The following is a 17,996-nucleotide window of genomic DNA, read 5'->3' as shown; positions in this document are numbered from 1 at the left end:
AAGCCTTAATTCTCAGCTGATACAGGAAGAAAGAAATTGTTATGGCGGAAAAGAAAATATCAGAAAAATCCCTCGCAAATTTAAAAATTTATAATCAAGAATCTAATCGAATTACGAAGGAATCCTTGGAAATTTCTCTGATGCAACTGCTAGAGAAAAAAGATTTGAAAAAGATTACCATCTCTGAATTAGTCGAGCGAGCTGGGGTTTCGCGCGCAGCCTTTTATCGTAACTATAGCTCCAAAGAAGAAATCCTAGAGGGAATTTTCAAAAATACGGTTCAGGGAATTGTCGACAAGCTGGAGCAGTTTAATTTCAAGACAGAAATGTACCAGATTTGGCTTTTTCTTTTTAAGGAAGCCAAGAAGGAAGCGCGTGTCATTAGTCTGGCTATTGACTATAATTTTGAAAAGTTGCTGACGCAGGCGGTCTTTGATTTCCTTGAAAAGCGTAGCAAAGGTGGAAAGAAGACAGCTAATTCCTATATGAATTCATTCTGGAGTTCTGCGGTTGTTTCGGTGCTTTCCAAATGGATCAAAGAAGGCATGAAGGTGCCAGCTGAAAAGATTGCTGCGTTGGGCATGCCTCTTTTCCCACAGAAAAAGAAAAAGTAAGAGTTCGTACAACTGTTTGTCACCAATACATCAGACTGAAATAATAGATCGTGAAAACTTACCTAACAAGTAAGTTTTTACTTAGTGCTTCTGAGACCATTTAAGACTTCTCAGCTACCATTTAGGATTTGGGAGTCGTTTGCGATGCGACCTGTGCTATGCTAGAGCAAAGGAGGTAGACAAATGGCTACTATCATAATCAAAGACGGCAGTACTCTTCGAAAGCTGGATCTTTCAACAATTTACTATGTCCAGTCCCATCCTCAAAAGACGCACACTGTTCTTATCTTCACTAGACAAGGCAACTACAGCTTTAGGGCTTCTCTGACTGAGCTGGCTAAGCTCTATCCTGATGAGTTGGTTCACTGTAATCGTCAAACACTGGTCAATTTAGCCAAGGTTCAAGGATTTAACAGGGAGCGTAAAAGCTTGTTCTTTGAGCGGTCTGACTTAGGAGATATTGTCTGCTCAAGGCGTCATTTATCCAGTCTCATCAAGCGCTGGTCTCAGGAAGGAAGAAAATAAGATGAAAATTTTTGTATTAGAAGATGATCTTAAGCAACAAGCCTATATGGAGTCAACCATTCAGGGGATTCTGGAAAAGAATGGCTGGGAATGCCATTTTTTAGAAATCTATGGCAAGCCGGACATGCTGATTGATGCAGTAAGGGAACGGGGGAGCCATCAGATTTTCTTTTTGGATATTGAGATTAAGCAAGAGACGCAGAAGGGACTAGAGGTGGCAGGAAAGATTCGCAAGTTGGACCCCTATGCTCTGATTGTATTTGTGACGACTCACTCAGAATTTATGCCCTTGACTTTTCGCTATCAGGTATCAGCTTTTGACTTTATTGATAAAGGTTTGCCTGAGGAAGATTTTATCAAGCAGATTGAGCAGGACTTGGCCTATCTTTACGAGAGAAAGGACAGCTTTCAAGCTGAGGAAACTTTTCTCTTTGAAAATTCTAAGTCGGATTTTCAGGTGCCTTTTAATGAAATCTATTATTTTGAGACATCAGAAGTGCCTCATAGACTAGTTCTCTATACCAAGAAAGAGCGCATCGAATTTTACGGACAACTTTCTGAGATTACAAAGCAGGACAAGCGTCTCTATCGGTGTCATCGCTCTTATGTGGTCAATCCAGCGAATATCTCTCAGCTGGATAAGATAGAAAACATAGCCTATTTTCCTAATGGCGCTAGTTGCTATGTATCACGCCTCAAGATGAAAGGATTACGGACAGCTTTAAGGCAGTAGAGAAGTAATATGATAGAAGTGGGAGAGGAATTATGGTTATAGGATTAGAAATAGTTTTAGATCTTATTCAAATTTTAATATTATTTGTTATGTATTCACGTATTAGTGGTAATCATTTGAGCCGATATCAATATATTCTGGCGATTATAGTTTATTATGTTTCTGGCTTTATAATAGTATTTTTCTTTTATAGCTCTATTCTTTCTTTAGTGTCTTATTTATTTATGCCTCTTTTCTTTTTGATTTTTAGCTTAGTAATAAGTAAAAATGTATCAAAATATTTATCGATTTTTTATGGTCTTTTCCCAATTGTCCTTTGGAATCTACTGCATCGCTCTATAACTTTTTTTATCCTACCTGGTTTAGGTTTTTCGAATATTCAGCAAATTAGCCATAATAAAACTCTATTAACTATCTCAGCACTGACTGCAAGTATTCTCTCATTTGTAATTCCTAATGTGCTCCAATATAATTTTGAAATATTGAATAAACAGCAGAATCCCAGAGAAGATAGAAAAATAATAATCTTTTTGAATATTTCCATGTTAATTTATTATTTACTAGTTCAAATTTTTTCTTATTTGGAAGTGATGTATAGAATAGATGCTTTATTATATAGAGAGTTGGTCGTAGTTATTTACATCATTATTTTCCTTATCTCACTTAATATCCTAGACCGTAATTTGCGAGAGCGAATTCAACAGCAGTTAAGTGAACAAAGAGAGTTACAGTTAAGAAATATGTCCGATTACAGTCAGCATATTGAAGAACTTTATAATGAGTTGCGAAGTTTCCGGCATGATTACATCAATATTTTAAGGAGTCTGAAGTTAGGAATTGATACGCATGATTTACCAGCCATTGAGCAGATTTATAACCAAGTCCTTAAAGACTCGGGTCAAGCACTCAACCAATCTAAATATGATTTAGGCCGTCTGTCCAATATTCACAATGATGCTCTCAAGAGCGTATTGTCAGCAAAATTTCTAGAAGCTCAGAGCAAGGGAATAGAAATTGGCTTGGAAGTTCCTCAAGAAATCAAACCTCAAGGAATGGAGTTGCTTGATTTTATCACGATTGTTTCCATACTGGCTGATAATGCTATAGAAGCAGCAGTGGAGACTAGTCATCCAGTAGTTTCTTTTGCCTTTTTAGAGCAGGAAGGTAGACAGATTTTTATTGTTGAGAATACAATAAAAGAGTTTTCTATCCATTCCGATAATATTTTTAAAAAGGGTTTTAGCACTAAAGGAGAAAATAGAGGGCTTGGTCTCTCCAATGTTCAAAATATTATCAGCCACTATCCCAATGTTTCTCTGCGTACCACTAGTCATGATCACTCTTTTAGACAAGAGTTGGAGATAAAATGAATCTATTAGATTGCGAATGATTAGATTTGCTACTTGATTTAACTCAATGAGAGTAACAAGAACTGTTTATGAGTAAAAAAAGACAATTTAAGATTTTTTATGCCATACCTGTTTAAAAGTGCTATAATTAATATAGGGTTTAAGAATACGAAGACACTAAGAGAAATGCCTTGTTTATAGACAAATATAACTTAAACTCAAACTGTTGTCTGGTTTTTTGTTATTTAATTGTTAGGAGTGACAAGAAATGAAGAAATTATATAGCAATACATATCTAATGCGATTTTTAACTGCCCAGCTTCCTAGTCTGGCTCTATTCATTATAATTTTAAGTAACCAGGTTTTTAAAGCATCGCTTCTAGTCCAGATTTGTTTTTATTTGATACTTGTGAGCAATCTTGTGTTGAATCTTTATTTTATGAACCAAATAAAAAAAGAAAGAAGTTCCGACATCTTATCAAACCAGATTATCTTTACTATTTTGACTTTGGCTCTGTTTATATTTAGTTCTTACAGACTAATAACGATTAGTGATGACTTTCAAAAATTAATTGCTCTGATATCCACTATTTTATTATTTATCTTACTTATTCTACTTATTTGGGGAATAAAATATGCCAAGGTAGCTAGTAGAAAACATAAAACAAATTAGATTTGCTAAATTGAACGGAATATCGCTATACTCTCTCTGTCTTACTTTTTCATGATGTTTTCTAAGAATATTTCTTATAGCATTTTTTCAAGAAGACGATACGGAATATCCTGCTGGTCAATTCTTTCTTATGCTCTTTGTAATTTTATAGTTTTGACTTTATTTTTTCAGTAAAACCAGCATTTGCTCCCAGCAAGTGCTGTGTTTTTTTCTTCAAATGACCATTTAGGATGAAATGCAGACTGTTTATGATTTTCGGCTTGTTATTTGGAGAAAGTGCGCTATAATCTAAGCAGGTTAAGATTGACTTTGCAAATGGTTGAAGTCTGTTAAAAAAACTTTTAATCAAAAATTTATGTTATAATAACAGTATAATAATGTTTGTGATTTTGGGAAAATAGTGATTTGCTATCTCTAATGGCACTTTTTGGAATGGAGGGCATCTATGAAATTAGAAATGATAGGCATTAGCAAGAGCTATGGCTCTAAGTCTGTGCTCAAAGATATTTCCTGTGAATTTACTGAGGGAGTTTATGGTTTGCTTGGGGCAAATGGTACGGGTAAGACGACCCTGATGAATATCATTTGTGATCTCATAAAGCCGAGCCAAGGAAGGATAAAGTGTGATGGGGCATCACATACAGAAGATTATATCCAGTATCTCGGATTCTTGCCTCAAGATTTTTCTTATTATCATAACTTTACGGGGCTCGATTTCCTTTTATATATGGCCGCTCTTAAGGGAATGACGAAGAAACAAGCCAGAGTAGAGAGCGATAAGTTTTTGAAACTTACTGGTTTATACGATGTTCGGAAAAAGAAGATTGCTTCCTATTCGGGTGGTATGAAGCAAAGACTGGGCATTGCGCAGGCACTTCTCAATCATCCCAAAGTATTGATTTTAGATGAGCCAACCGTGGGACTGGATCCCAAGGAAAGGGTGAAATTCAGAAATATTATCAGTGAGCTATCAGCTGATAAAATCATCCTCTTATCTACCCATATCGTATCGGACGTAGAAGCGATTGCCAAGGAAATCCTAATCCTAAAAGATGGAAACTTTGTGGAGAGAGGTAGTGCTAAGGAACTTCTTTCACTTATCGAGGGGCAAGTTTGGGAATTTCGTGTTTCTGAGCGTGAGTGGCAGCGTTTTGCAAAGGATTATGTAATTGTGAATGAGCGGATAGAACCAGACGGTATCGTCTTGCGGGTTATTAGCGATGAGAGTCCTGTCGAAGGGGCGCAAGGGGTGATTCCAAGTCTGGAAGATTTGTATATTTATTACTTTAGAGAGGAGGCAAATGGATGATAGCATTAGTTCCTTTTGAATTGAAAAAATTATTAAAAAAGAAATCAGTTTTAGGTGCAGTCCTGGCTATTATGCTGGTTTTAGCTGGATTGTTTTATGCAAATTTTTTTAATGATGGACAGATTAGCGGATCTTCAGCTGATCGAATACATGGAAGACAAGCAGTTGTGATCAAACAAAAGATTGCTGAAGAGCATACTGGTTATTTATCTGATGAGTTAATGGATAAAATCGTTAATAACTATGCAGCGAATATGCCCTATTTCAAACAGAATGATTTGTATGATATGTTTTCCTGGTATACTATTGATCGTCTCGTCCCCAATTCTCAAGAAATTTTAACAGATACCTATAAATCTGACGATGTCTTACATTATGACCGGATTAGCCTCAAGTCGCAAGAAGAGCTGCAGTCCTATTTCCCTTTAAAAACTTTAAAGCTGGGAAATTTTGCACCTTGGCATAAGTTATTTAATACCTTAAATGCAGCTTTTAGTTTAATGGTGGTATTTGTGATCTATATTTGCTGCTCTGTTTTCTCAGGTGATCGAGCAAGAAAGATGGATTCATTACTTTTGACAACTAAATATGGTCGCAATCAGTTAACGATTGCAAAAATCGTATCTGTTTTTGGAATTGCTACTTTAACATTTGTCCTTGTTAATAGCCTTGTTTTGCTGGTGTTTGGAACCTACTTTGGTTGGAGTGGTTGGGATACCAGTGTCCAGATGAATTTGGAATGGATTTCGACCATTTATAATATTTTGCAATTCCCTGTCCATATGAATCTCTTAGAATTGTTGATTCGCCTTATTCTATTCCAGTTTGTTGGTTTACTCTTTATTCTTGGGGTGATGGTTCTCATATCTAGTTTGACAAAGTCGCCGCTAGCAACATTTGCAAGTTCTGTAGGGATGTTCTTGGCTCCAGACTTTTTGATGAATATCTTCAGAGATGGTCTGATGAATAAGATACTAACTATTTTTTCAATTTCAACCGATGGAACGGAAGGAATCTTATTGAAACTTTCCAATAGCAAAGGATTTTTCTTCAATGATTTTACCGCAAATGGTGTCAGCGTGATCATGATCCGGCTCTCTCTCATGCTCCTCTGCTGTCTGATGACTTATCGGATCATCCGAAAAAGAGGACTTTAAACTAACTGTTGTCTATTTTAGAAAAGCAGTTCCGCTTTTCTTATGATAATTATACAAGGAAAAAAGAGGTCACTAATATGGAAAAAAATTGTTTTATAAAATTTCTCTGCTTATATCTTTTGTGTTAACGGCAGGAGGTCTATTATTAACACTCTGTAATTATTTATTTTTTAATTATCCGTTTTTAAACCAAACTACGGTAGGTCTAATTGTCTCGTTTTTAATTGTTTTGCTTATATTTTTTAGTTCTCATCATAGAAATAAGGATTGATTTTTTGATTACTTGAGAATAAAAATAAAAAAACTGTTAAAGACATTCTTTGAATTTATCCTTTAAAGGAGTTGATTTTATGACTAATACTAGGCGAGCAGTAGTTGCTACGGGCTTAGGTTTCATCCTATTGTTAGCAGTGGGAATTCTGCTGCGGATTCGCTTTGGGAGAATGGTCTTTTTGCTAAGTTTATTCTGTTATGCGGAAGCCTTTATCATCTGGTACGCGAAAAGTAAGTCTAAGTCGCAGATTAATGGCAGTCGGAGCATTGAATTCTTCTGGCTTTATATCAAGCAGTTGAAAGTCTTTTATGTCATAATTTTGTGTCTCGCAATTCCCTTCGTGTCCCTGTCTTCTGAGCCCACTTATGATTTATTTTTTGTGCTTGGCTTGTTAGTATTTTCGCTCTTAAGCAATTATATCTTTAGCTCTCATGGCATTCAGCCATCTAAGAAAGAGAGAAATGTAAAAGATTAATTGTTTTAGCTGTAGCAGTTATCCTGATTGTTGTTTTGTGCAAAAGAAAAGAGGCTGGGACAAAAGTCCTAGCCTCTCAATTGTCTTTGGAATGTCGAGCAAGACGCAGTGGTTGAGTGGGCTCTACTAGGCTGATTTTATCAGCTTTTACAGCCCTACTCAACTGTGCGGAGGTGGGACGACGAAATCGAATTCTAACCAATTACCGCTTTCTTTCCCACGCTCTTTTGTAAAATGTGCAAGCTTAGTGTGCTACACGTTTGCGAGCTGCTTTTTTACGGTTTTCTTCGATGAAAGCCGCTTTTTGTTCCTCGGGTTCGATGACTTTTTTCTTAAAGGCATAGACTGCACCAGCAAGAGCAGCGACAGTACCTGCTACACCTGTAAGAACGCCTTTTCCAAATCCTTTAGCCATGTGATTTCTCCTTTTCTGAACTTTTATTATTTATGTTATAATTAATAGTAACGAAAAATCAAAATTTTTTCAAGGAAAAAAGATGAAAACCAAAATAATTGTGATAGTGGGGCCGACGGCGGTCGGAAAAACGGCTCTGAGTATCGAGGTAGCCAAGCGCTTCAATGGCCAAATTATCAGCGGTGATAGCCAGCAGGTTTATCGTGGCTTGGATATTGGAACGGCTAAGATTCGTCCTGAGGAGCGGGAGGGCATTCCCCACCATCTGCTGGATGTGCGGGAGGTCGGCGAGAGTTATTCGGCCTATGATTTTGTGACTGAGGCGGCTCAGGCTATTCGTGAGATTGAGGCTCAAGGACAGCTTCCCATCATTTGCGGTGGCACAGGGCTCTATATCCAGAGCTTGCTCGAGGGATATCATCTGGGCGGCTCTGCCTCTCATGAGGAGATTCTAGCCTATCGGGCGCAGCTGGATACTTGGTCAGATGAGGCTTTGTTTGGGAAAATAGCAGAGCTGGGTATCGAGATTCCCCAGCTGAATCGACGCAGGGCTATGAGAGCGCTGGAGATTGCCCATCTGGGCGGTTCGCTAGAAAATAGCCAGCCAGACTATGAGGCCCTGCTGATTTGCCTAGATGATGAACGAGAAAAACTTTATGAGCGAATCAATCTACGAGTGGATATGATGGTGGAAGACGGACTTTTAGAAGAAGCTCGCTGGCTGTATGAGCAGGCTCCAACCAGTCAAGCTAGCAAGGGCATCGGCTACAAGGAACTTTTCCCCTACTTTGAAGGTCAGATAAGCCTTGAGGAAGCGGTGGACAAGCTCAAGCAGAACACCCGCCGTTTCGCCAAACGGCAACTGACTTGGTTTCGCAATCGGATGTCTGTGACCTTTTATCAGGTGGAATATCCAGATTATAAAAAACAGGTCATGAAAGACATCAAGAATTTTTTGGACAAATAGCTGGCTGACCAAGTTTTAGTAAGGATATGAGATGATAGAAACAGAGAAAAAAGTAGAGCGTGTCTTTTTGGTCGGTGTGGAATTGCCAGACACGGAAAATTTTGACCTATCCATGGAGGAGCTGCAAAGTCTAGCTAAGACTGCTGGAGCTGAGGTAGTCGGCTCCTATAGCCAGAAGCGAGAAAAGTATGATAGCAAGACCTTTGTCGGTTCTGGTAAGTTAGAAGAGATCCGACAGATGGTTGATGCCGAAGAGATTTCGACCGTCATTGTCAATAACCGTCTGACACCTCGGCAAAATGTTAATATAGAAGAAAGCTTGGGGGTCAAGGTCATTGACCGTATGCAGCTGATTTTGGATATTTTTGCCATGAGGGCTAGGAGTCATGAGGGCAAGCTGCAAGTGCATCTAGCCCAGCTCAAGTACCTACTCCCTCGCTTGGTTGGACAGGGCATTATGCTCAGTCGTCAGGCAGGTGGCATTGGCTCTCGCGGTCCTGGTGAAAGTCAGCTGGAGCTCAATCGACGCAGTGTCCGCAATCAGATTCATGATATTGAACGCCAGCTAAAGGCTGTGGAGAAAAATCGGGCTACCGTTCGTGAAAAGCGGCTAGAGTCCAGCATTTTCAAAATCGGTCTCATCGGTTATACCAATGCTGGCAAGTCTACGATCATGAACTGCTTGACCAGTAAGAGCCAGTATGAGGCGGACGAACTCTTTGCGACGCTGGATGCCACGACTAAGAACATCAACCTCAGTGGCCAGCTCAATGTCACTCTGACAGACACAGTTGGCTTCATTCAGGATTTACCGACGGAGCTGGTATCCAGCTTTAAATCCACGCTGGAAGAGAGCAAAAATGTCGATTTGCTGGTTCATGTCATTGACGCCAGCGACCCTCATCATGAGGAGCACGAAAAGACTGTCCTCGACATCATGAAAGAGCTGGACATGCTGGATATTCCCCGTCTGACTCTCTATAACAAAGCGGATAAGGCGGAGAATTTCACCCCGACCGTGACTCCTTATTCTTTGATTTCGGCTAAGGCGGACAATAGCAGAGCTCTTTTGCAGCAAGTCCTGCTGGAGCGGATGAAAGAGCTCTTTGTGCCTTTTACCATCAAAGTAGCGCCGGCTAAAGCCTACAAGATTCATGATTTAGAGAAAGTCGCAATTATGGGGAATCGAGAATACATAGATGATGTCGAAACGATTTCGGGCTGGATTGCCGAAAAAAATAAATGGAGACTGGAAGAATTTTATGACTGATTATATTGAATTGGCCCTGAAATACGGCGGTTTTACGAGCCTAGACAGGGTCTACTTAGAGCAAGTATTGGCTGGCCTGACGGAAGAGCAGAAGAGAAGTTTTATCACACCGCCGCCCAGCGTTATCAATGCTTACTTTGCTGAGCTTTATCAAAAGAAAAGTCCGGAAGCCGCAACAGCCTATTTTCTAGAAATTACGCAAGCGCTGGACTTGTGGAATCCTGAGCCTAGCTTTGTAGAAAGCAAGCCTTTTGTCCGCCTCAATCTTTCTGGCAAGTCCTATGGATTTTGCTATGAGAGCGAGGAAATCGGCTTGGTCTTCCCTGAAAACCCAGAGCCAGTAACAGCTGACCTGCTCTTTGAAATTGCTCAAGTCTTTCCCCAGTACTTGGTTTTTGAAGAAGAAGGTCAGATAAGAATGATGCCTCTCAGACCTGAGACTCAAGTCGTGGATAGTCAGGTGCTGACTGCTTTGACTGATTGGCAGCAGCTGGCGGATGGCAGTCAGAGAGTTCTGGGCTACAATAAAGATGAAGTCAATCAGTTAGCCCAGTCCTATGCTGGCAAAAAATACTATCACTCGCAGAATCGCTCTGCCATGATTTATATCATTTAGAAAGAAAAATATGCAATTACAATTTTTAGGAACCGGAGCCGGTCAGCCGTCCAAGGCTCGCAATGTGTCCAGTCTTGTCCTCAAGCTTTTGGAGGAAATCAATGAAGTCTGGATGTTTGATTGCGGTGAAGGTACCCAGAATCGAATCTTGGAAACTAGCATCAAACCTCGTAAGATTTCAAAGATTTTCATCACGCATCTGCATGGTGACCATATTTTTGGCTTGCCGGGTTTCCTCTCTAGTCGAGCTTTTCAGGCCAATGAAGAGCAGACGGATTTGGAAATTTATGGGCCAGTCGGTATCAAAAGCTTTGTGATGACAAGCCTGCGCGTGTCTGGTTCCCGCCTGCCTTATCGGATTGATTTTCATGAGTTTGATGAAAACAGTCTGGGGAAGATTTTAGAAACGGACAAGTTTACTGTTTATGCGGATAAGCTAGACCACACGATTTTCTGCGTGGGTTATCGGGTGATGCAGAAAGATTTGGAAGGAACGCTGGATGCGGACAAGCTGCGCGAGGCGGGCGTTCCTTTTGGTCCTCTCTTTGGAAAAGTCAAGAATGGTCAGGACATCGTCCTAGAAGATGGTACCAAAATCATCGCAGCCGATTATATCTCAGCTCCTCGCCCGGGTAAGACCATTACCATTTTGGGTGACACCAGAAAGACCGATTCAAGTGTTCGCTTGGCTGTGGCAGCAGATGTGCTGGTTCATGAAGCAACCTATGGCAAGGGAGACGAAAAATTGGCCCGTAACCACGGTCATTCTACCAATATGCAAGCCGCAGAAGTAGCCAAGGAAGCTGGTGCTAAGCGCCTCCTTCTCAATCATATCAGTGCTCGCTTTCTAGCCAAGGACATCAGCCAAATGCGTCGCGATGCCAGTGCTGTCTTTGAAAAGGTCCATGTGGTCAAGGACTTGGAAGAGGTGGAGATATGAGAACCATCATCATCACAGGAGCTAGCGGTGGGCTGGCTCAGGAAATGGTTAAGCTCTTGCCCGACGACCGACTGATTTTGGTTGGTCGGAGCAAGGCTAAGCTGGAAAAACTATATGGAGAAAGGGAGAATCTTGACCTAGTGGAGCTGGATATTACAGACAGCTCAGCTTTGGAGAGCTTTGCTGAGCAGATTGACAGCCAGTACGGTCATGTCGATGTCCTAGTCAATAACGCTGGCTACGGGATTTTTGAAGGATTTGACAAAATCAGCTCCAGCGATATCGAGGCCATGTTTGAGGTCAATACCTTTGCCCTGATGAACCTGTCCCGTATCTTTGGAGCTCGCATGAAACAGGCAGGTCAAGGTCATATCGTCAATATCGTCAGTATGGCCGGCCTCATTGCAAGTAGCAAGTCCAGTCTTTACTCAGCGACCAAGTTTGCGGCTATTGGCTTTTCTAATGCCTTGCGTTTGGAACTCCTGCCTTTTGGAGTCTATGTCACGACGGTGAACCCAGGTCCTATCAAAACTTCCTTTTTCGATCAAGCGGATCCTAACGGATCCTATGTAAAAGCAGTGGACAAATATATGCTTGAGCCAGACTTTGTAGCAGGCAAAATTGTCAAATCTTTTGGCAAAAAGAAGCGGGAAATGAATCTACCTGGAATTCTCAATCTAGCGCACAAGCTTTATACCCTTTTTCCAAGAATTGCAGACAAGATGGCAGCCAGTATGTTTAACTATAAGTGAGGTTTTATGACAGCTAATCTACAAGCCTACAAGGCTCATCTGCAGGCGCCTTGGGGCAAACTTCAGTATGATATTATTTTTGCCTTTCTAGAGTCGCTGAAGGGCCAGAAAATTCTTGATTTCGGCAGTGGTTTTGGAATTGTGGCTGATTTTCTAGCGGAAAAGAACCAAGTGACCGCCATCGAGCCGAGTTCAGAAATGATTGCCGAGCGCAAGCAGAACTTTTATTATGAGCAATTGCATGGCAGCTTGGACCTTCTGCAAGAATTGCCAGACCAGTCTTTTGATGTCATCATCTGTCATAATGTTTTAGAGTATGTGTCTGAGCCTGCTCTCTATTTGACAGAATTTTCCCGCCTCTTAAAAAAGGACGGCAAAATTTCTCTGGTCAAGCATCACGAGGTTGGGCGAATTATGCATACAGTGGTTTTTGAAAATGACCCAGAGAAGGCTCAGCAGCTTTTGGCGGGGCAGGAATATGAAACCCACAGCATGGGTGCTGCTAAGGTCTATCAGGTTCAGGAAGTGATTTCAGATTTGCCATTAGAAGTTGAGGGTTATCAGGGAGTACGGATTTTTTACGGGCTGCAATCCAATGACTATAAAACGGCTCCTGACTGGGCTGAAAAGATGCTTGAGATGGAGCTGGCTGTCTGCAACCAATCGCCTTATCGAGACATCGCTGCCTTTCAGCATGTTTGGCTGAGCAAGCACTAAATCCATTTATTAAGCACAATCTTCCTAGGGAGAACTATTTATGGCAGAAAGAAATGTCAGAGAGCCTGAGCAGCCGGTCAACTACGCCATGCTCAGTTTGTTTCAGTACATGGCTTCAATTTTGGTAATCTTGGTGCATTGCCAGCGGCTTTTCGAGAATGAAGTCCTGCATTTTACTCAGAAAAGTATGTTTGGTCGTATGGCAGTGCCCTTTTTCCTGATTTCATCAGCTTTTATGCTTAAATCCAGCTTGGCTAAAAAGCAGGAAATGAAGCTCTATATTAAGCGTATTTTGAAGCAGTATCTTTTGTGGAGCGGGATTTATGTCCCTTATGCTTTGGCGTATTTTTGGACCTTGGCACTTCCTAAACATTATGCTCCATTAGCCTTATTGGCTGGGCTTTTGTATATCGGTTTATGCTATCAGCTTTGGTATATTCCTGCCTTTCTCTTGGGACTTTTACTTGTTCACTATTTTTATAGAAAATGGGGTGCTAGAAAGACGGGGATATTTTTACTCTTGCTTTATGTAATGGGCTCGATCGAGACATACTACGCTTATTTCTCAAATAGCTGGCTTACCCAATCATTTGATGCCTATTCTAAAGTTTTCTTCACCACTCGAAACGGCATTTTCTATACTCCCATTTTTATTTACTTGGGCTATCTTCTTTATGATTATCGGCATTTCAGTCTTTTCAGGGACAATTATGGGAAAAAGTTATTCTTGACCAGTCTTCTTTTGCTGCTAGATGGGTGGATTGTCTTCATCCATCAGGGGATTGATAAGAACTTCTTTTTGGCTTTGCCTCTCTTTGCTTTATTTCTGGTGAATTGGATTTTGCGTACAAGAATTGGTCAAAACTGGCATCTGTATCACCTCAAAGAATTGAGCGTTTTATATTTCTTTTTGCATCCGATTTTTATAGAATCCTCTTTTTATCTGCTCCAGAAGACCGATTTTGCCAAATGGCAGCAGGGAAGAATTGTCTTTTTGCTAACCTTACTCTTGACTCATCTAAGCGCAGAAGTCATTTTATTAGCTCGAAAGCGCTTGTTCTTAAAGCAAAGGCTTACAAAGGGAATGGGATGACGAAAGAAAGCTAGTGAGTCGGATCTGCCGATCGGAGAAGCCCTAGCTGGTAAGCGAAAATCCACAAAAGTTGCCCTTACTCAAATTTTAATCGAGTGAGGAAGTAAAACATAAAGTGATGGAACAGAAGAAATATTCCGTGACTTTTTCTTCTGTTCTGTCGCTTTTTCATGTTATAATATTCAGACAAGATTGAACGGAGAGAGTGTTTCACTTATCATGATTAGCTCAAAATATGACTGGCAGTTTGCCACTAATTTTACAGACGAAAAATTTTTAAAAAAGGCTAAAAAAGCTGGATTAGAACCTGCCGCTGCCAGTCTTCTTTATCAAAGAGGCGTGCAGACTGAAGAGGCCTTACAGGAATTTTTGGAGCCTAGTTTAGACCAGCTTCACGATCCTTATGACCTGCATGATATGGAGCGAGCAGTGGAGCGCATTCGCTCAGCGATTGAGAATTACGAGCAGATTTTGATCTATGGCGATTACGATGCTGATGGTATGACCTCGGCATCTATTGTCAAGGAAGCCTTGGACCAGCTGGGGGCTGAGTGTCAGGTCTATCTGCCCAATCGCTTTACGGACGGCTATGGTCCTAATAGCAGTGTTTACAAGTATTTTATTGAAAATCATGGCATCTCGCTCATTATTACGGTTGATAATGGAGTGGCTGGTCTTGAAGCTATCGAGCTGGCCCAGTCTCTGGGCGTAGATGTCATCGTGACGGACCACCACTCTATGCCTGAGGAGCTGCCAAACGCCTATGCGATTGTCCATCCGGAACATAGCGGAGCAGATTATCCTTTCAAGCATTTAGCCGGTTGTGGGGTGGCTTTTAAGCTGGCAACAGCCTTGCTGGAAGAAGTCCAAGTTGAACTTTTGGACTTAGTGGCTATCGGTACCATTGCTGATATGGTCAGTCTGACGGGAGAGAATCGGATTTTGGTCAAATACGGCCTTTCCGTCCTCAAAAATACCCAGCGGGTGGGTCTTCAGGAGCTCTTCAAAATCGCAGGCATTCAGCCAGATGAGCTAGACGAAGAAACGGTTGGCTTCCAGCTTGCCCCCCGACTCAATGCACTGGGACGGCTGGATGATCCCAATCCGGCTATTGAACTTTTGACAGGATTTGATGATGAGGAAGCTCGCGACATTGCGCTCATGGTCAACCAAAAAAATGATGAGCGTAAGGAAATCGTCCAGCAGATTTATGAAGAAGCACAAACCATGCTGGATCCTAAGAGACCAGTACAGGTGCTGGCCAAGGAAGGTTGGAATCCTGGTGTGCTAGGGATTGTCGCTGGGCGCTTGCTGGAAGAGCTGCACCAGCCAGTTATAGTGCTTAATATTGAGGCTGGTATCGCTAAGGGAAGCGCCCGCAGTATTGAAGCGGTCAATATTTTTGAGGCCTTGGACAGCCACCGTGACCTCTTTCTAGCCTTTGGCGGGCACGCTGGAGCGGCTGGAATGACTCTTGAAGCAGACAAACTAGCAGAGCTATCTGATATCCTGACAGCCTACATCTTAGACAATGATTTGGATTTGACTGGAAAAACAACTCTCTATTTAGACGAGGAGTTGCACCTGCCAGAACTGACCCTGGATACACTCAAAAGCTTTGAAAAACTTGCGCCTTTTGGTATGAACAATAAGAAGCCACTCTTTTACCTCAAGGACTTTAAAGTGGATAATGCTCGGACTATGGGGGCTGGCAATAGCCATCTCAAGCTGAAAATTTCTCAGGAAGATGCATCTTTTGAAGTAGTAGCTTTTGGGCAAGGAAACCTGGCGACAGAGTTTGCCCAGACCAAGAATCTAGAGCTAGCTGTCAGCCTCTCTGTCAATAAATGGAAGGGACAGACCAGTCTCCAGCTCATGCTGGTAGATGCTCGTGTGGACGGCGTACAGCTTTTCAATATCCGCAGCAAAAATGCGACGCTGCCTGATAAGGTTCCAGTCTTGCGTTTCACAGAGGAATTGCCAGATTTGACAAATAGCAGAGCAGTTGTGGTTTATGACCTGCCTGATGATTTGCAGGTCTTGAAGAAGATTCTTCAGTCTCAGAATTTCGATGCTATTTACTTTAAGAATGAGATTGCCAAATCTTACTATCTGACCGGCTATGGTACCCGTGAGCAATTTGCCAAACTCTACAAGACTATCTACCAGTTCCCCGAGTTTGACGTTCGCTATAAACTCAAAGAGTTGGCGGCTTACCTGAAAATCGACCCGATTCTCTTGGTTAAAATGATTCAGATTTTTGAAGAGCTGGGCTTTGTCAGCATCACCGAAGGTGTCATGACAGTTAATAAAGAAGCAGAAAAGAAAGAAATTGAAAGCAGTCGTATTTACCAAGACCTCAAGCGCCTAGTCAAAGAGCAAGAACTCATGGCTCTGGGCACTGTGCAGGAGATTTACGACTATCTCATGGATTGCTAGGGAAAAGGCCTTCTTGTTTTACAAATCTTTCATATCTAAAAATATTTGAAAGTCTGCTAGAGCCTTTTTGAATAAAACATGGTATAATAGAGAGTAAAAAATTTTTTGAAAGAAAGAATATTATGAATTTAAAAGATTATATTGCAACTATTGAAAACTACCCAACGGAAGGGATTCTCTTCCGCGATATTAGCCCTTTGATGGCTGATGGAAATGCCTACAGCTATGCTGTTCGTGAAATTGTTCAATATGCGACTGACAAGGAAATCGACATGATCGTCGGTCCAGAAGCGCGTGGCTTTATCGTAGGATGTCCAGTTGCCTTTGAATTAGGAATTGGCTTTGCTCCTGTCCGTAAGCCTGGCAAACTTCCTCGTGAAGTTATCTCAGCGGACTATGAAAAAGAGTACGGTGTAGACACACTGACTATGCATGCGGATGCAATCAAACCTGGTCAACGTGTTCTGATTGTTGATGACCTTCTTGCAACTGGTGGAACAGTTAAGGCGACCATTGAAATGATTGAGCGCCTTGGCGGAGTTGTTGCTGGTTGTGCCTTTCTCATCGAGCTGGATGAGCTCAAAGGTCGCGAAGCAATTGGCGATTATGACTACAAAGTATTGATGCACTACTAAAGATATAGCTTATTACTATATCTAGTTAGAGAAAAAGTATAATTGAAAACTATATCTCCTTTGAGTATAATGAGTATATTAAACAAAAGGAGATATTTTCATGCCTATCAAGATTGATAAGAAGCTTCCCGCAGTTGAAATTTTAAGCTCTGAGAATATCTTTGTCATGGATGATGACCGGGCAGATCATCAGGATATCCGCCCCTTGAATATCTTGATACTCAATCTTATGCCCCAGAAAATGGTGACGGAAACTCAGATTTTACGTCATTTGGCCAATACGCCCTTGCAGCTGACCATTGAGTTTCTTTATATGACTTCTCATACGTCAAAGACCACCCAAGTGGAGCATATGCAGACCTTTTACAAGACTTTTGATGAGGTCAAGCATCGTTTCTTTGATGGCTTGATTATCACAGGAGCGCCAGTAGAGCATCTGCCCTTTGAGGCAGTAGACTATTGGGAGGAATTCCAGCAGGTGATTGAATGGTCCAAGACTCATGTCTTTTCGACTTTACATATCTGTTGGGGAGCACAGGCTGGCCTTTATGCTCGCTATGGCGTGGATAAGCACCAGATGGAAGAGAAACTATCAGGTGTTTACGAGCAGTCTGCTCCAAGCAATAATCTACTTTTTAGAGGCTTTGATGATGAATTCATCACGCCTCATTCAAGGCATACAGAAGTACTGAAAGAAGACATTCTTAATCTGACCAATCTAGAGATTCTCTCCGAGGGAGAAGACACGGGCTTGTCCGTTTTGGCGAGCCGTGACTTGCGAGAGGTGTATAGCTTCGGTCATATGGAGTACGATCGTGATACCCTTGCCAAGGAGTATTTCCGTGACTTGGAAGCGGGCAAGGATCCTCATATTCCTGAGAATTACTTCAAGAATGATGATGTGAATACAACTCCTTGTTTGCGCTGGAGTTTGGCGGCAGCTCTCTTTTTCAGTAATTGGGTCAATTATGCAGTCTATCAAGAAACACCATTTGATTGGCAAAGTCCAGAGAATGATGCATCCTTCTTTGCTTATTTATAAA

The 17,996-nt window shown here is 41.4% G+C and carries 18 protein-coding genes; 17 read left to right on the top strand and 1 reads right to left on the bottom strand.

What is annotated here, in order from left to right; translation table 11 throughout:
* Nucleotides 1–41: 41 nt before the first annotated feature.
* From HBA50_RS06055 to HBA50_RS06020, 7 genes are all read left to right on the top strand, one after another.
* Nucleotides 42–614, top strand: a complete 573-nt coding sequence (locus tag HBA50_RS06055) for a TetR/AcrR family transcriptional regulator (RefSeq protein WP_045499617.1) — start codon at nt 42–44, stop codon at nt 612–614.
* Nucleotides 615–797: 183 nt separating this feature from the next.
* On the top strand, nt 798–1,139 hold the full coding sequence (locus HBA50_RS06050; RefSeq protein WP_045499619.1) for a LytTR family DNA-binding domain-containing protein: 342 nt from the start codon (nt 798–800) through the stop codon (nt 1,137–1,139).
* A 1-nt stretch (nt 1,140) separates the two neighbouring features.
* The gene (locus tag HBA50_RS06045; RefSeq protein WP_045499622.1) at nt 1,141–1,872 is read left to right on the top strand and encodes a response regulator transcription factor; all 732 of its coding nucleotides are present in this window, start codon (nt 1,141–1,143) and stop codon (nt 1,870–1,872) included.
* A gap of 32 nt (nt 1,873–1,904) precedes the next feature.
* Nucleotides 1,905–3,242: a sensor histidine kinase gene (locus HBA50_RS06040; protein ID WP_045499625.1), complete on the top strand. Its 1,338-nt coding sequence runs from the start codon at nt 1,905–1,907 to the stop codon at nt 3,240–3,242.
* 1,097 nt (nt 3,243–4,339) lie between these two features.
* Nucleotides 4,340–5,203 carry an ABC transporter ATP-binding protein gene (locus HBA50_RS06030; RefSeq protein WP_045499631.1) on the top strand — a complete coding sequence of 288 codons (864 nt, stop codon included), beginning with the start codon at nt 4,340–4,342 and terminating at the stop codon, nt 5,201–5,203.
* Complete coding sequence (locus HBA50_RS06025) at nt 5,200–6,360, top strand: ABC transporter permease subunit (protein WP_045499634.1); 1,161 nt, start codon at nt 5,200–5,202, stop codon at nt 6,358–6,360. The genes HBA50_RS06030 and HBA50_RS06025 overlap by 4 nt, the downstream gene beginning before the upstream one ends.
* A gap of 350 nt (nt 6,361–6,710) precedes the next feature.
* The gene (locus HBA50_RS06020) at nt 6,711–7,109 is read left to right on the top strand and encodes a hypothetical protein (RefSeq protein ID WP_045499637.1); all 399 of its coding nucleotides are present in this window, start codon (nt 6,711–6,713) and stop codon (nt 7,107–7,109) included.
* Between the two features lie 244 nt (nt 7,110–7,353).
* Here HBA50_RS06020 and HBA50_RS06015 read toward each other — a convergent pair whose 3' ends face one another.
* A complete protein-coding gene (locus HBA50_RS06015; protein ID WP_005590510.1) occupies nt 7,354–7,524 on the bottom strand; it encodes a DUF3042 family protein in 171 nt (56 codons plus the stop codon).
* An 82-nt stretch (nt 7,525–7,606) separates the two neighbouring features.
* Between HBA50_RS06015 and miaA the strand changes: the two genes are divergently transcribed.
* The 10 genes from miaA to metA all read left to right on the top strand — a co-directional run bounded on the left by miaA (nt 7,607) and on the right by metA (nt 17,995).
* Nucleotides 7,607–8,491, top strand: a complete 885-nt coding sequence (gene miaA / locus HBA50_RS06010; protein ID WP_045499640.1) for a tRNA (adenosine(37)-N6)-dimethylallyltransferase MiaA — start codon at nt 7,607–7,609, stop codon at nt 8,489–8,491.
* Nucleotides 8,492–8,522: 31 nt separating this feature from the next.
* Complete coding sequence (gene hflX, locus HBA50_RS06005) at nt 8,523–9,761, top strand: GTPase HflX (protein ID WP_005590508.1); 1,239 nt, start codon at nt 8,523–8,525, stop codon at nt 9,759–9,761.
* Nucleotides 9,754–10,377: a cystathionine beta-lyase gene (locus HBA50_RS06000; protein WP_045499643.1), complete on the top strand. Its 624-nt coding sequence runs from the start codon at nt 9,754–9,756 to the stop codon at nt 10,375–10,377. The genes hflX and HBA50_RS06000 overlap by 8 nt, the downstream gene beginning before the upstream one ends.
* Nucleotides 10,378–10,387: 10 nt before the next feature.
* Nucleotides 10,388–11,317, top strand: coding sequence for a ribonuclease Z (gene rnz, locus HBA50_RS05995; RefSeq protein WP_045499646.1), 930 nt, complete (start codon nt 10,388–10,390; stop codon nt 11,315–11,317).
* Nucleotides 11,314–12,069 carry an SDR family NAD(P)-dependent oxidoreductase gene (locus HBA50_RS05990; RefSeq protein ID WP_045499649.1) on the top strand — a complete coding sequence of 252 codons (756 nt, stop codon included), beginning with the start codon at nt 11,314–11,316 and terminating at the stop codon, nt 12,067–12,069. Before rnz ends, HBA50_RS05990 begins: the two co-directional genes overlap by 4 nt.
* A gap of 6 nt (nt 12,070–12,075) precedes the next feature.
* The gene (locus HBA50_RS05985; RefSeq protein ID WP_045499652.1) at nt 12,076–12,786 is read left to right on the top strand and encodes a class I SAM-dependent methyltransferase; all 711 of its coding nucleotides are present in this window, start codon (nt 12,076–12,078) and stop codon (nt 12,784–12,786) included.
* 40 nt (nt 12,787–12,826) lie between these two features.
* A complete protein-coding gene (locus HBA50_RS05980; RefSeq protein ID WP_045499655.1) occupies nt 12,827–13,879 on the top strand; it encodes an acyltransferase family protein in 1,053 nt (350 codons plus the stop codon).
* A gap of 219 nt (nt 13,880–14,098) precedes the next feature.
* Nucleotides 14,099–16,318: a single-stranded-DNA-specific exonuclease RecJ gene (recJ, locus tag HBA50_RS05975; protein WP_045499658.1), complete on the top strand. Its 2,220-nt coding sequence runs from the start codon at nt 14,099–14,101 to the stop codon at nt 16,316–16,318.
* Nucleotides 16,319–16,440: 122 nt separating this feature from the next.
* The gene (locus HBA50_RS05970; RefSeq protein WP_045499661.1) at nt 16,441–16,953 is read left to right on the top strand and encodes an adenine phosphoribosyltransferase; all 513 of its coding nucleotides are present in this window, start codon (nt 16,441–16,443) and stop codon (nt 16,951–16,953) included.
* Between the two features lie 100 nt (nt 16,954–17,053).
* On the top strand, nt 17,054–17,995 hold the full coding sequence (metA, locus tag HBA50_RS05965; RefSeq protein WP_005590498.1) for a homoserine O-acetyltransferase MetA: 942 nt from the start codon (nt 17,054–17,056) through the stop codon (nt 17,993–17,995).
* Nucleotide 17,996 lies beyond the last annotated feature (1 nt).

The organism is Streptococcus cristatus ATCC 51100, from assembly GCF_011612585.1.
Classification (GTDB): Bacteria; Bacillota; Bacilli; order Lactobacillales; family Streptococcaceae; genus Streptococcus; species Streptococcus cristatus_H.
This window is presented reverse-complemented; position numbering and strand designations above follow the sequence as displayed.